The following is a 13,028-nucleotide window of genomic DNA, read 5'->3' on the forward strand; positions in this document are numbered from 1 at the left end:
GAATGTGATCAATAATCTAACTTATACATAGCGAAGCGTAGACGCAGAGCGCATGTAAGTTGATTTTCAACATCCAACCGAGTGAACAGCACGGAGCCCATATGGAAAATCTCATGATTGACGAGCCAGTTCGACCACTAGGACGCGTTGTTATAAATCGCAAACAGCTTAAACAAAAAGTGCCCATGTGCGAGCGAACTATTCTTGAAATGGAGAAGCGAGGCGATTTTCCAAGAAGATTCTCCGTCACGCCTCGGCTAGTCGTTTGGGACCTCGCCGAAATTGATGCTTGGATTGCCCGCCAGTACCAGGCTGCCGTCCAGCAACCGGCACCAGGCTCTAAGGGCCGGTAGCTGTCCAGTTGTCGACCATATTAGCCCACGCTTGCATCATATGTCGGCGCTGTTCAGCGTACTCTGCCTTGTTATAGACAGCGCGAACACCGCGTTGTTCGTGTGCCAAGCATTTTTCAATCCAATCTGACTGAAAGCCAGCCTCGTGCAGTGCGGTCGAAGCTGTACGGCGGAAATCATGCGGAGTAAAAGGAGCAAGAGGCACTCCATCTTTATGTGCCTCTTCAATCACAGCAGTTAAAACACGATTAAGAGTCGCTTTGCTCATCGTTTGATCTCCGTCGTACCTTGATGGAAAAACGAACTGAGAGCCTCCTGCGCAGGTTCTAAGCGCTATAAGAATATCAAGAGCCTGCTCTGAGAGATAGACATTATGTGGATTGCGGCGCTTCATACGGGAAGCGGGAATTGTCCATATTCGATCAGTGAAATTCACTTCCGTCCAAAGCCCCTCGCTCATTTCGGACTTTCTAAGCATGGTTAGCAATAGCAATCTCACACCAAGGCGAATCGTTGGACTGGTGGCAGTACGCTCTAAGTACCTAAATAGGAGCCTTACTTCCTCTCCGCTAAGCGCGCGATCTCGCGGCTGAAAACGCGCGATTGAACTTGGCCGCACTTCATCGGCAGGATTGTCCACTTTCTCGCCCCGGTCTCGCGCATAGCGGTAGACCAGCATCACGATCTCGCGCGCGTGAACTGCCGTTGCCGGCGCACCACGCTCGACTATACGATCACACAACCTGCGAAGTTCATCTGATGTAATTTCGTCGAGCTTGAGCTTGCCAAATGGTCCCCGAAGATCACGCTCGTAGACAGAGCGGCGCATGTCCCTAGTGGACTCTGCCATCATGTAACGGTCAAGCCATTCATCGGCCCATTCAGCAAATGAGTTCTCATCACGCTTTTTGTCTCGGACGGCTGCCTTCTGTCGCGCCGGCGACCGTCCTGCCGCAATTGTCTTCTTTGCCTGCACGAGTAGCTCACGGGCTTCAGATAGCTTCAGCCCACCTGGACCATAACGTCCCAGCACTAACGTCTCCTGCCTCCCGTTAATCGAGTAGTTATACCTGAACGAGACCGTGCCAGACGTGAGCACGTAGACATACAGTCCATCTCGGTCGGAGACCTTATACCCTTTCTCCTTCGGTTTCAGCTTGCGCAGAGCTGTGTCGGTTAGCATCAGCCACCTCAAATACCATGGTTGAACGAGACACGTTTGACGGCAAATTTCTTCGAAAATTCAATTGGTTAGCCGTGCCAAGTACCATGTTTGAGTGAGCCAAATCAACATGGTACCTGTGCCTCGAATGGTACGTGGTTTCCTGCAGTGCCACTGCAGATACCATCAAAACCTGTTGCTTCCACATGCGTGCATTTTCCAGTCTTTGCCTCATTAAAATCAAAAAAGCCCCTGAAATCAGGGGCTTGCTTTACTCATAATGCCAGCGCTTGCCAGCTCCTGCCGAGCTGGAAATCATTCCCATTCGATCGTCGCCGGCGGCTTCCCCGAAATGTCGTACACCACCCGATTGATGCCACGCACCTCGTTGATGATCCGGTTCGACACCTTGCCCAGCAGCGAATGCGGCAGGTGCGCCCACTGCGCGGTCATGAAGTCCAGGGTCTGCACCGCGCGCAGCGCCACCACGTATTCGTAGGTGCGGCCGTCGCCCATCACGCCCACCGATTTCACCGGCAGGAACACGGCGAAGGCCTGGCTGGTGGCTTCGTACCAGTTGACCGGCGCCTTGCCCGCGTCGATACCCGGCACGTGCGGCACTTCGAACGGGGTCTTGCGCAGTTCCTCGATGAAGATGGCATCCGCTTCGCGCAGCAGGTCGGCGAATTCCTTCTTCACCTCGCCGAGGATACGCACGCCCAGGCCCGGGCCCGGGAAGGGGTGGCGGTAGACCATGTCGTGCGGCAGGCCGAGGGCGATGCCCAGCTTGCGCACTTCGTCCTTGAACAGCTCGCGCAGCGGTTCCAGCAGCTTCAGGTTCAAGGTCTCCGGCAGGCCGCCCACGTTGTGGTGGCTCTTGATGGTCTGGCCCTTCTTGCCCTTGCCGGCCGATTCGATCACGTCCGGATAGATCGTGCCCTGGGCCAGCCAGCGGGCGCTGGTCAGCTGCTTGGCCTGTTCCTGGAACACTTCCACGAACTCGCGGCCGATGATCTTGCGCTTCTGTTCAGGATCGTTGACGCCGGCCAGGTGGCCCATGAACTGGTCTTCGGCATCGATGCGCAGGACCTTGACGCCCAGGTTCTTGGCGAACATGTCCATGACCATCTTGCCTTCGTCCTTGCGCAGCAGGCCGTGGTCGACGAAGACGCAGGTCAGCTGGTCGCCGATGGCGCGGTGGATCAGGGCCGCGGCCACGCTCGAGTCGACACCGCCGGACAGGCCCAGGATCACCTCGTCCGTGCCGACCTGCTCGCGGATCTTCTGCACCGCTTCGCCGATGTAGTCGGGCATGTTCCAGTCCGACTTGCAGCCGCAGATCTCGTGCACGAAGCGGCCGATGATGGCTTCGCCTTGCGAAGTGTGGGTGACTTCCGGGTGGAACTGCAGCGCGTAGAAGCGGCGCTCTTCGTCGGCCATGGCCGCGATCGGGCAGCTGTCGGTGGAACCCATCAGCTTGAAGCCCGGCGGCATGTCCAGCACCTTGTCGCCGTGGCTCATCCAGACCTTCAGCATGCCGTGGCCTTCGCTTGTCACGAAGTCGTTGATGCCGTTCAGCAGGGCCGTGTGGCCGCGGGCGCGTACTTCGGCGTAGCCGAATTCGCGCACCTTGCCGTTCTCGACCTTGCCGCCCAGCTGGGCCGCCATGGTCTGCATGCCGTAGCAGATGCCGAGCACCGGCACGCCGGCTTCGAACGCGGCTTGCGGGGCGCGCGGCGAGTCGCCTTCGAGGGTCGAGTTGTGGCTGCCCGACAGGATGATGCCCGAGGCGCCGTAGTTGCGCACGAACTCGTCGCTGACGTCGTAGGGGAAGACTTCGGAGAACACGCCGGCGTCGCGCACGCGGCGGGCGATCAGCTGGGTAACCTGGGAACCGAAGTCGAGAATGAGGATTTTGGAATGCATGGGGCGTCGCTATAGTCGGTGATCGGGACGTAGGGCGGACGGGTTTCCCGTCCACGCGGTGAAAGTTAGCGGAAAAATCATCCGGCACGATGCCGGAGGGTATAACTATCACCGCGTGAACGGCAGAGCCGTCCACCCTACGAAAACGCGGCCGTTTCAAGGCCGCGTTTCATATTCTTTACTCGGAACGGTAGTTCGGAGCTTCCTTGGTGATCTGCACGTCGTGCACGTGCGATTCGCGCATGCCCGCCGAGGTGATCTCAACGAATTCGGCGCGTTCGCGCAGTTCGTCGATGGTGGCGCAGCCGCAGTAGCCCATCGACTGGCGCACGCCGCCGATCAGCTGGAAGATGATCGCCAGCACGCTGCCCTTGTAGGCGACGCGGCCTTCGATGCCTTCCGGCACGAACTTGTCGGCCTTGCTTGATGCTTCCTGGAAGTAGCGGTCGGCCGAGCCTTCGGCCATCGCGCCCAGGCTGCCCATGCCGCGGTAGGACTTGTAGCTGCGGCCCTGGTACAGGATGACTTCGCCCGGCGCTTCCTCGGTGCCGGCGAACATGCTGCCCATCATGACGGTGTTCGCGCCGGCGGCCAGCGCCTTCGAGATGTCGCCCGAGTAGCGGATGCCGCCGTCGGCGATGCAGGGCACGCCGGTGCCGGCCAGGGCTTCGGCCACGTTCGAGATCGCGGTGATCTGGGGCACGCCCACGCCGGCCACGATACGGGTGGTGCAGATCGAGCCGGGGCCGATGCCGACCTTGACCGCGTCCGCGCCGTGCTCGACCAGCGCCTTGGCGGCGGCTGCGGTGGCGATGTTGCCGCCGATGACGTCAACATGCGGGTAGCGTTCCTTGATCCATTTCACGCGGTCCAGGATGCCCTGCGAATGGCCGTGGGCGGTGTCGACCACCAGCACGTCCACGCCGGCCGCGACCAGCAGTTCGATGCGCTCCTCGTCGCGCTGGCCCACGCCCACGGCCGCGCCGACCAGCAGCTTGCCCTGCGAATCCTTCGATGCCAGCGGGTGCTCGTGCGACTTCTGGATGTCCTTCACGGTGATCAGGCCGCGCAGTTCGAAGTTGTCGTTGACGACCAGCACGCGCTCCAGGCGGTGCTTGTTCATCAGGCGCTTGGCCTCGGCGGTGTCCGCGTCCTCCTTGACGGTCACCAGCTTCTCGCGCGGGGTCATCTTGGCGCGCGCCTCCGCGTCCAGGTCCTCTTCGAAACGCAGGTCGCGGTTGGTGATGATGCCCACCACCTGGTTGCCTTCGACCACCGGGAAGCCGCTGATGCCGTGCTGTTGCGACAGCGCCATCACTTCGCGGATCTTCATGGTCGGCGGGATCGTGATCGGATCGCGCAGCACGCCTGCCTCGAAACGCTTGACTCGGGCTACTTCGCGGGCCTGGTCGGCCGGGCGCAGGTTCTTGTGGATGATGCCGATGCCGCCTTCCTGGGCCATCGCGATCGCGAGGCGCGACTCGGTGACGGTGTCCATCGCCGCGGACAGCAGCGGAATGTTCAGCGTGATGTTCCGGGTCAGCTTGGTACGCAGGGAGGTTTGGGCCGGAAGAACGTTGGAGTAGGCCGGGACGAGCAGCACGTCATCGAAGGTGAGTGCTTTTTGGAGGAGACGCATAGTATTTTCCTATAGGCGCAAAAGTGAATTATACAGAAAGTCGCAATTCCCGTCGCAGGGGAGGCCAAAAATTTCTCTCGACGGTGAGTTTTGGAATTGACTTCCTGCGCGCGGCATGGCGAAATCAGCTTGCTCATCAAGGAAACACATCATGCCTATCAGCACTTCTCTGCGCCGCGTTGGCGCCGCCCTGCTCTTCCTCGCCGCCGGCTTGGCCCATGCGCAATACGTGTGGATCGATGCGAACGGCACACGGCAGTATTCGGACCGCCCGCCGCCCCCAAACACGCCGCCGCACAAGATCCTGAAGGCGCCCGGCCGCCTGGCCACGGCGCCCACGCCGCAAGCCACGGCCGAGGCCGCGAAGCCGGCGGACGCACCGAAGCGTGCGCCGACCCTGGCCGAGCGCGAGACAGCCTACAAAGAGAGAATCAAGCAGCGCGAAGAACAGGAGCGCAAGGAGGCCGACGAGTCGGTGCGCAAGCGCGACCTGGCCGCGCGTTGCGAGGCGGCGCGCGATGCGCGCGCCCAGCTGGCGTCCGGCATCCGGATCCGCCGCTTCGATGCGAACGGCGACCAGGGCTATATGACGGAGGAGGAAAAGGCCGCGCGTACGGCCCAGGTGAACCAGGTGCTGAAGGACTGCCCTTAGGCTGAAGGCGCCGCGTTCTGCTCTTTCTTGGCGGCGCGCTTGCGGCGCGAATCCTTCGGGTCCGCCACCAGCGGGCGGTAGATCTCGATCCGGTCGCGCTCGCGCAGCACGGTGTCGAGCATCTTTTTCTTGGCGTAGATGCCGACCGGCTGGGTGGTCAGGTTAATTTCAGGAAAATCCTGCAGCACCCCGCTCTGCTCGATCGCCTCGCCGATGGTAGTGCCGGGCGCCACCTGCATGGGACGGATCCATTCCTGCTGCGCATGGGCGTAGCAGACAGTGACCTGGACCGCCTCACTCATAGATCGCCTCCGCGCGCTTGCAGAAGGAATCGACCATGCTGTTGGCGATCATGCCGAACACCGGGCCGATGATCTGTTCCAGGATGATGCTCGAGAACTCGTAGTGCAGGTCGAAGTCGATCTTGCAGGCGTCGGCGCGCAGGGACTTGAAGGTCCAGGTGCCTTCCAGCATCTTGAACGGCCCGTCGACCAGGTGCATCTTCATCTGGGTCGGACGCTGGTTGTGGTTGGCCGTGGTGAAGCTCTGCTTCACGCCGTGGAAGTTGATGGACAGGGAAGCCACCAGTTTCTCGTCGGTGCGCTCGATGATTTTCACGCCGCCGCACCAGGGAAGAAACTTCGGATAATCTTCCACCTTCGCCACCAGGTCGAACATCTGTTCCGCGCTATACCCGAGGAAAACTGATTTGTGTACTACTGCCATTGGTCAACCGTTTGTTATGATGTTGGTTAAGTTGCATATGTCGCCACATTGGCGCGATGGCAGTAGTTTAACCGACACGCGAATTTTCGCTATTTCATGAGTATCGCAGACAATAAAAAAGCTTTTTTCGACTACTTCATCGAGGACCGCTACGAAGCCGGCCTGGTGCTGGAAGGTTGGGAAGTCAAGGCCATCCGCGAAGGCCGGGTGCAGATCAAGGAAGCTTATGTGATGGTGCGCAACGGGGAACTATTCCTGTTCGGCGCCCACGTCAGCTCGCTCCCCACCGCATCGGCCTGGAGCCATCCGGAAGCGCTGCGCACGCGCAAGCTGCTGCTGCACCGCGCCGAGATCGACAAGCTGGTCGGCAAGGTCGAGCGCTCGGGCTATACGCTCGTGCCGCTCAACCTGCATTTCAAGAAGGGGCGCGTGAAGTGCGAGATCGGCCTGGCCAAGGGCAAGAAGCAGCACGACAAGCGCAATACGGAGAAGGACCGCGACGCCAAGCGCGAGGTCGCGGCGGCGATGAAGCAGCACCGGCGCTGATCGTCTTCACGGCTGCGGGATCGCAGGGTGGACGGCAGAGCCGTCCACCCTGCGGCTTACGTCGCCGAACGCACCGACGCCCGCCAGGCCACGAAGCTCAGCACCAGCCCCACCGCCACGCCCAGCGCCAGCTTGAAGGCGCTATCGAACAGCAGCGGCGCAACCAGCCCCGACACCAGGGCGAAAGACATCATCTGGATGAAGCCCACCATCGACGCCGCCAGCCCGCGGTTGTGGGGGAACAGGCCCATCGCCATCAACTGGATCGCCGGCATCGCCACCGCCAGGCCGAAGGTGTAGACGAAGAGCGGCAGCACCGCCCACGGCACTTGTGCCGGGAATAGCGCGTTGTAGCCCACGTTCAGCACCGCCGCCAGGCCCATCACCGCATAGCCGATCCACATCTGGCGCGCCGGCGCCACCTTGGCCGCGCGCCTGCCGCCCCAGGCCGAGCCGATCACCATGCCGCCGATCAGGGGAATGAACATCCAGGCGAAGGCCGTCTCGGGCAGGCCCAGGATCTCCATCACGAAGTTGGCCGCCGAACCGATATACAGCGACAGGCCACCGAAGGCCATGCCCACCGCCAGCGACAGCAGCACGAACTGCGGATTGCGCAGCACCATCAGGTAGTTGCGGGCAATGGTCACCGGGTGGAAGGCCTGGCGCTTCTCGCGCGGCAGGCTTTCAGGCAGGAGGCGCAGGCAAAGCACGATCATCGCGGAGCCGAAGATGGCCAGGAACACGAAGGTCGAGCGCCAGCCGAAGCTCACGTGCAGCCAGCCGCCCAGCACCGGCGCGATGGCCGGGGCCAGGCCGAACACCATCATGATGTGCGACAGGATCTTCTGCGCCTGCGGGCCGGCGAAGCGGTCCTGGACGATGGCCTGGCCGATCACCGAGCCGGCGCCGGCCGACAGGCCCTGCAGGGCGCGGCAGGCCAGCAGCGCGCCGAAGGTGGGCGCGAAGGCGGCGCCGATCGAGGCCACGGTGTACACCGAGAGCGCTACCACGATGACCGGACGGCGTCCGAACGAGTCGGACAGCGTGCCGTAGAACAGCATCATGAAGGCGAAGCAGAACAGGAAGACGCTCAGGGTCTGCTGTACCGCCACCGGGCCGACGCCGAATTCGACGCCGATCGCCGGCATGGAGGGAAGATAGGTGTCGATCGCCAGCGCCCCGATCATGCCGAGGCAGGCGAGAATGACGGTCAAGAGTCGTTGCATGTGCTATGCCTTTCCAGATAAAACCGGCACCGCAGCATGCAGAATCCCGGGCCCGGGATTTTACTTTATTTCACAGAATTAATTTTCTGCAGCCTCGGCGCGCAGCGACTTGCCGAAGCGCCCTAGGCGCGGCATCCAGTTGCCCTGGTAGTCGGCCGAGACCAGGATGCGCTCGGCGCGCCCGATCAGCTTCTCGCGCGGCACCAGGCCGACAACACGCGAGTCGCCGCTGTCGTCGCGGTTATCGCCCAGCATCAGGTAATGGCCGGCCGGGATGCGCACCGGACCGAAGTTGCGCAGCGCAAGCTTTTGCGGCAGTACCTGGATGCGCTGGCGCGTCCCGCCGACGGTCTCGTCCATGCGCACCGCCTCCAGCTCGGCGCCGTGCGAACGCTCGCGCGTCACTTCCGCCACCCGGTACTTGCCGGGCACGCCGTTAATGATCAGCTGCTCGTTGCGCATCTCGATCACATCGCCCGGCAGCGCCAGCACGCGCTTGATCAGGCGGGTCTCGTCCGGCTGGGGCGAGGTGAAGGTCACCACGTCTCCCCTACCCGGCTCGCCAAGGCGCGCCACGATCACATCAGTCAGTGGTATCTTCAGGTCGAAAGCCAGGCGGTTGACGAAGACCACGTCGCCCTCCAGCAGGTTGGGCCGCATCGAGGCCGAAGGGATCGGGTTCCAGTCGGCGACCGCGGTGCGGAACACGCCGAACAGGCACATGAACAGGATGAAGCCCTTGTTGGCGCGCAGCAGGTCTTTCACGGTCAACCCCTTGTTGTGTTGTAGAGCTGTCTTTATACGCCGGCATACTTTAACGATGCTTAAAGTTTAACTCTCTCTTCTGTCTGAGCCGATCGTGGATGTCACCAAGTTGTCATATCTTCCATCTACACTGCCTGCGCGACTACTCAAACGCAGACACATGGACATGAAAACCAGGGCCATCGAGGCTGAGCTCAAGCATCTCCCCGATGGCGGCGCCTTCCTCAACCGCGAACTCTCGCTGCTGGAGTTCAACCGCCGCGTGCTGGCCCAGGCCGAGGATCCGTCGATCCCCCTGCTGGAACGCCTGCGCTTCCTGTGCATCGTCTGCAGCAACCTGGACGAATTCTTCGAGGTGCGGGTGGCCAGCCTGCTGGCCCAATACCAGTTCGACCATGCCCACGGCGGCCTGCCCGACCACCTGGCCGCCACCCTGGAGCGCGCCAGCGCCGAATGCCGGCACCTGATCGCGCGCCAGTACAGCCTGTTCAACAACGAAATCGCGCCCCAGTTGTCCGAGCACGGCATCCACCTGCTGCGCCGCAGCGACCGCAACGCCGCCCAGCGCGCCTGGGTCAAGCAGTTCTTCGACCGCGAGGTGCGCCCGCTGCTGACGCCGATCGGCCTGGACCCGGCCCATCCCTTCCCGCGCGTGATCAACAAGAGCCTGAATTTCATCGTCGAACTGGCGGGCAAGGACGCCTTCGGGCGCGGCACCGGCATCGCCATCATGAAGGCGCCGCGCGTGCTGCCGCGCGTGATCCGGCTGCCGGACGAACTCTCCGACAAGAAGGGCGCCTCCTACTGCCTGCTGTCCTCGGTGATCCAGGCCCACATGGCCGACCTGTTCACCGGCCGCGAAGTGGTGTCCTATTCGCAGTTCCGCGTCACCCGCAACAGCGACCTGTGGGTGGACGAGGAAGAGGTCAAGAACCTGCGCCAGGCCCTGCAGAGCGAGCTCCATAGCCGCAACTACGGCTTCGCGGTGCGCCTCGAAGTGGCGCGCGCCTGCCCCGAGCACCTGTCCGCCTTCCTGCTCGACCAGTTCGCCATCGACCGCTCGCGCCTGTTCACGGTGGACGGCCCGGTCAACCTGGGGCGCCTGCTGGAGGTGGTCAACACCAACAACCAGCCGGAGCTCAAGTTCCCGCCCTTTGTCGCCGGCTATCCGCCCAAGCTGGCCGCCCCCGACATCTTCGCCACGCTGCGCAAGGGCGAGGTGCTGCTGCATCACCCTTACGAAACCTTCCAGCCGGTGATCGACTTCATCCAGAGCGCGGCGAACGACCCGTGCGTGGTGGCGATCAAGCAGACCATCTACCGCGCCGGCATGAATTCCGACCTGATGGAAGCCCTGATCGGAGCCGCCCGGCGCGGCAAGGAAGTCACGGTGATCGTGGAACTGATGGCGCGCTTCGACGAGGAAGCCAACATCAACTGGGCCGAGAAGCTGGAACAGGCCGGCGCACAGGTGGTGTACGGCGTGGTCGGCCTCAAGACCCACGCCAAGATGGCCCTGGTGCTGCGGCGCGAACCGAGCGGCCTACGCCGCTACGCCCACCTCGGCACCGGCAACTACAACCCGACCACGGCCAAGTTCTACACCGACTTCGGCCTGCTCACGGCGAACGCCGACCTGACCGCCGACGTCAACGAGGTCTTCATCCACCTCACCAGCATGACGCGCCCCAAGCAGCTGACCAGCATCTGGCTGGCGCCATTCTCGCTGCAGAAGGAACTGGTGCGCGCCATCCGCAACGAGGCCGAGCTCGCGCGCTCCGGCAAGGCGGGACGGATCATCGCCAAGATGAACTCGCTCACCGACGAATCGGTCATCAAGGCCTTATACGACGCCTCCCAGGCGGGCGTGCGCATCGACTTGATCGTCCGCGGCGCCTGTTCGCTGCGCCCCGGCGTGAAGGACCTCTCGGACAACATCAAGGTCCGCTCGATCGTCGGCCGCTTCCTCGAGCACACCCGGGTGTTCTACTTCCGGAACAACCTGAAGCATGACATCTGGCTGAGCAGCGCCGACTGGATGAACCGCAACCTGTTCCGGCGCGTGGAGATCGCCTTCCCGATCCACTCGCCCGCGCTCAAGCGGCGCGTGATGCGCGAAGGCCTGCACCCCTATCTGAAGGACAACGTCAACGCCTGGGAGCTGGCCAGCGACGGCCGCTACCGCCGCCGCAAGCCGCGCGGCAACCAGAAAACCCTGAGCGCCCAGCAAACCCTGATGGACATGCTGGGCGACGCCCAACGCCCGGCCAAGGAGAACGAGCATGGAACTGATCCTGTGGCGCCACGCTGAGGCCGAACCGGCGGCGCCGGACGGCGACGACAGCTCACGCGCGCTGACGGCCAAGGGCCAGCGCCACGCCGCCCGCGTGGGCGCCTGGCTGAACCGCGTGCTGCCCGAGGATTGCCGCATCCTGTCCAGCCCCGCCAAGCGCTGCACCCAGACCGTCAAGGCGCTGGGCCGCCGCTACGAGGTGGTCGAGGCGCTGGGCACGGAATCCGACGCGGAAGCCATCATCCAGGCCTGCGGCTGGCCCGGACACCGCCAGCCGGTGCTCGTGGTGGGCCACCAGCCGCTGCTCGGCGAGGTGGCGTCCTCGGTGCTGTGCGGCCGCAAGCAGGACTGGCGCATCCGCAAGGCGGGGGTGTTCTGGATCGAGCACAAGGGCTCGGACGGGGTGCCGTATATCCGCCTGGTGGCGGGGCCGGACCTGATCGGCAAGCTGCGCTGATTCACCGAATTCGATTGGCGAGCTGCGCTGATTGAATTGTTACCCTAGAGACCGTCGCACCGGCGAAGGCCGGTGCGACGGTTTTGACGCTTGTGGCGAGAAGTCAGTTGGTTTTCAGCGTGCCTTCTCGCCATACTCCCAGCGCCAAGGCATGTCGTTCTCCCCCAGCGCCATGCGCACCAGCTCGGGGTAGATGCGCTCGGCACGCACATCGTTCGCCAGCAACACCACGCAGCGCTTGCGCGCCTCCAGGCAGACGGCCATGTTGCCGGTCGAGTCGTTATGGCCGCCCTTGAACCATCCAGGACCGCTACGGTCCCTGAAGGTCACCACTCCCAGCCCCGCCGCGATGCCCTCCTGCGGCGCCCCGGCCTCCGGCGCCAGGGTCGGGAACTGGCTGCGCGAGCGGATCGGCAGCTGCGCGCGCACCATCTCCGCGCGCATGCGCGCGCTCAGCCCTTCGCCGCGCTGCAGCGCGGCCCAGAAGCGCGCCTGGTCGGCGATGGTGGTATCCATCGATCCGGCCGCGCTGACATTGCTGCGCTCGTCGTGCGGTTCGAGCTTGCCGTCGACCGTGTAGCCATCGGCCAGGTTGGCGGCAAAGTCGGGGCGCCAGCGCATGCTCGTATTGCGCATGCCGAAACGGTCGAAGATGCGGGTTTGCATCTCACGCGCGACGTCCAGGCCCAGGCCTTGCTCGAGGATGTATTGCAAGAGGTAGATGCCCTCGCCCGAATAGGCGTAGCGGCTGCCGGGTTCGAAGTGGATGCGCAGTTTCTGGTCCGGCTCGATCCAGCTGAAGTTGGCGAAGCCGGCGCTGTGGGTCAGCAGGATGCGCGGCGTCAGCCGCCGCCAGCGCGGGTCGCTGGCCAAGGGGGCGTAGTCGGTGCGCTTGTTCCTGTAGTCGGGCAGCGGCCTGGGGAGCAGCTGGGTGACGGGGGCGTCGAGGTCGATACGGCCCTCGTCGGCCAGTTGCAGGACCAGATAGGCGAAGACCGTCTTGGTCAGGGAGGCGCCGTACATGACGGTGTCCGCCTGGAGCGGCAAGTTCCGTTCGACGCTGCGTTTGCCGTAGGTGGCGATCTGGCTGACCTTGCCGTCGTCGATGATGGCCAGCGCCAGACCCTGGACCTGTTCGCGGCGCATCAGGGTTTCGACGTGGGCATCGGAAACCATGGCGCCGGAAGGCGATGATGATGCGCACGCGCTCACGACGACACAGGCAGCAAGGAAGGCGATGAGTCGCATGGGAATCTCCGTAGGGTCGGCGGGTCCCCGCC

General features: G+C 63.2%; 13 protein-coding genes. 5 read left to right on the forward strand and 8 right to left on the reverse strand.

Features of this window, described 5'->3' with window-relative positions; genetic code table 11:
- Window positions 1–113: 113 nt before the first annotated feature.
- Complete coding sequence (locus V7778_RS02265; protein WP_335551808.1) at window positions 114–353, forward strand: helix-turn-helix transcriptional regulator; 240 nt, start codon at window positions 114–116, stop codon at window positions 351–353.
- On the opposite strand, the gene V7778_RS02270 is transcribed toward V7778_RS02265, so the two are convergent.
- The 3 genes from V7778_RS02270 to guaB form a co-directional block, all read right to left on the reverse strand.
- Entirely contained in the window at window positions 340–1,536 is a 1,197-nt protein-coding gene (locus V7778_RS02270) for a tyrosine-type recombinase/integrase (protein WP_335551730.1), read from the reverse strand. The genes V7778_RS02265 and V7778_RS02270 overlap by 14 nt on opposite strands.
- Before the next feature lie 294 nt (window positions 1,537–1,830).
- The gene (gene guaA, locus V7778_RS02275; protein ID WP_335551731.1) at window positions 1,831–3,441 is read right to left on the reverse strand and encodes a glutamine-hydrolyzing GMP synthase; all 1,611 of its coding nucleotides are present in this window, start codon (window positions 3,439–3,441) and stop codon (window positions 1,831–1,833) included.
- Window positions 3,442–3,619: 178 nt separating this feature from the next.
- On the reverse strand, window positions 3,620–5,080 hold the full coding sequence (gene guaB / locus V7778_RS02280) for an IMP dehydrogenase (protein ID WP_335551732.1): 1,461 nt from the start codon (window positions 5,078–5,080) through the stop codon (window positions 3,620–3,622).
- Window positions 5,081–5,231: 151 nt separating this feature from the next.
- Here guaB and V7778_RS02285 point away from each other — a divergent pair, with 151 nt between their 5' ends.
- Window positions 5,232–5,732 (forward strand): DUF4124 domain-containing protein, encoded by a 501-nt coding sequence (locus tag V7778_RS02285; protein WP_335551733.1) that lies wholly within the window; start codon window positions 5,232–5,234, stop codon window positions 5,730–5,732.
- Here V7778_RS02285 and V7778_RS02290 read toward each other — a convergent pair.
- Window positions 5,729–6,034 (reverse strand): RnfH family protein, encoded by a 306-nt coding sequence (locus V7778_RS02290; protein ID WP_335551734.1) that lies wholly within the window; start codon window positions 6,032–6,034, stop codon window positions 5,729–5,731. The two genes, V7778_RS02285 and V7778_RS02290, sit on opposite strands and share 4 nt — an antisense overlap.
- Window positions 6,027–6,458: a type II toxin-antitoxin system RatA family toxin gene (locus V7778_RS02295; protein ID WP_335551735.1), complete on the reverse strand. Its 432-nt coding sequence runs from the start codon at window positions 6,456–6,458 to the stop codon at window positions 6,027–6,029. The genes V7778_RS02290 and V7778_RS02295 overlap by 8 nt, the downstream gene beginning before the upstream one ends.
- Window positions 6,459–6,554: 96 nt before the next feature.
- Here V7778_RS02295 and smpB point away from each other — a divergent pair, with 96 nt between their 5' ends.
- Complete coding sequence (gene smpB / locus V7778_RS02300; protein ID WP_211522551.1) at window positions 6,555–7,004, forward strand: SsrA-binding protein SmpB; 450 nt, start codon at window positions 6,555–6,557, stop codon at window positions 7,002–7,004.
- A gap of 56 nt (window positions 7,005–7,060) precedes the next feature.
- On the opposite strand, the gene V7778_RS02305 is transcribed toward smpB, so the two are convergent.
- Window positions 7,061–8,233 (reverse strand): multidrug effflux MFS transporter, encoded by a 1,173-nt coding sequence (locus tag V7778_RS02305; RefSeq protein WP_335551736.1) that lies wholly within the window; start codon window positions 8,231–8,233, stop codon window positions 7,061–7,063.
- A gap of 78 nt (window positions 8,234–8,311) precedes the next feature.
- A complete protein-coding gene (gene lepB, locus V7778_RS02310) occupies window positions 8,312–8,998 on the reverse strand; it encodes a signal peptidase I (RefSeq protein ID WP_335551737.1) in 687 nt (228 codons plus the stop codon).
- 160 nt (window positions 8,999–9,158) lie between these two features.
- Here lepB and ppk1 point away from each other — a divergent pair, with 160 nt between their 5' ends.
- Window positions 9,159–11,309 (forward strand): polyphosphate kinase 1, encoded by a 2,151-nt coding sequence (ppk1, locus tag V7778_RS02315; protein WP_335551738.1) that lies wholly within the window; start codon window positions 9,159–9,161, stop codon window positions 11,307–11,309.
- Window positions 11,281–11,748, forward strand: coding sequence for a SixA phosphatase family protein (locus tag V7778_RS02320; RefSeq protein ID WP_335551739.1), 468 nt, complete (start codon window positions 11,281–11,283; stop codon window positions 11,746–11,748). The genes ppk1 and V7778_RS02320 overlap by 29 nt, the downstream gene beginning before the upstream one ends.
- Before the next feature lie 114 nt (window positions 11,749–11,862).
- Here the strand turns inward: V7778_RS02320 and V7778_RS02325 are convergent, their stop codons facing one another.
- Window positions 11,863–12,996 carry a serine hydrolase domain-containing protein gene (locus V7778_RS02325; RefSeq protein ID WP_335551740.1) on the reverse strand — a complete coding sequence of 378 codons (1,134 nt, stop codon included), beginning with the start codon at window positions 12,994–12,996 and terminating at the stop codon, window positions 11,863–11,865.
- Between the last annotated feature and the right edge of the window lie 32 nt (window positions 12,997–13,028).

Origin of the sequence: Massilia sp. DD77 (assembly GCF_036961685.1) — a bacterium.
In the GTDB taxonomy this organism is placed as follows: domain Bacteria; phylum Pseudomonadota; class Gammaproteobacteria; order Burkholderiales; family Burkholderiaceae_D; genus Telluria.

Coding starts and splice junctions, on each gene's coding strand:
- V7778_RS02290 (WP_335551734.1), bottom strand. CDS start 6,034: ATGAGTGAGGCGGTCCAGGTCACTGTCTGCTACGCCCATGCGCAGCAG.
- V7778_RS02305 (WP_335551736.1), bottom strand. CDS start 8,233: ATGCAACGACTCTTGACCGTCATTCTCGCCTGCCTCGGCATGATCGGG.
- ppk1 (WP_335551738.1), top strand. CDS start 9,159: ATGGACATGAAAACCAGGGCCATCGAGGCTGAGCTCAAGCATCTCCCC.
- guaB (WP_335551732.1), bottom strand. CDS start 5,080: ATGCGTCTCCTCCAAAAAGCACTCACCTTCGATGACGTGCTGCTCGTC.
- guaA (WP_335551731.1), bottom strand. CDS start 3,441: ATGCATTCCAAAATCCTCATTCTCGACTTCGGTTCCCAGGTTACCCAG.
- V7778_RS02285 (WP_335551733.1), top strand. CDS start 5,232: ATGCCTATCAGCACTTCTCTGCGCCGCGTTGGCGCCGCCCTGCTCTTC.
- V7778_RS02265 (WP_335551808.1), top strand. CDS start 114: ATGATTGACGAGCCAGTTCGACCACTAGGACGCGTTGTTATAAATCGC.
- V7778_RS02325 (WP_335551740.1), bottom strand. CDS start 12,996: ATGCGACTCATCGCCTTCCTTGCTGCCTGTGTCGTCGTGAGCGCGTGC.
- smpB (WP_211522551.1), top strand. CDS start 6,555: ATGAGTATCGCAGACAATAAAAAAGCTTTTTTCGACTACTTCATCGAG.
- V7778_RS02320 (WP_335551739.1), top strand. CDS start 11,281: ATGGAACTGATCCTGTGGCGCCACGCTGAGGCCGAACCGGCGGCGCCG.
- V7778_RS02270 (WP_335551730.1), bottom strand. CDS start 1,536: ATGCTAACCGACACAGCTCTGCGCAAGCTGAAACCGAAGGAGAAAGGG.
- V7778_RS02295 (WP_335551735.1), bottom strand. CDS start 6,458: ATGGCAGTAGTACACAAATCAGTTTTCCTCGGGTATAGCGCGGAACAG.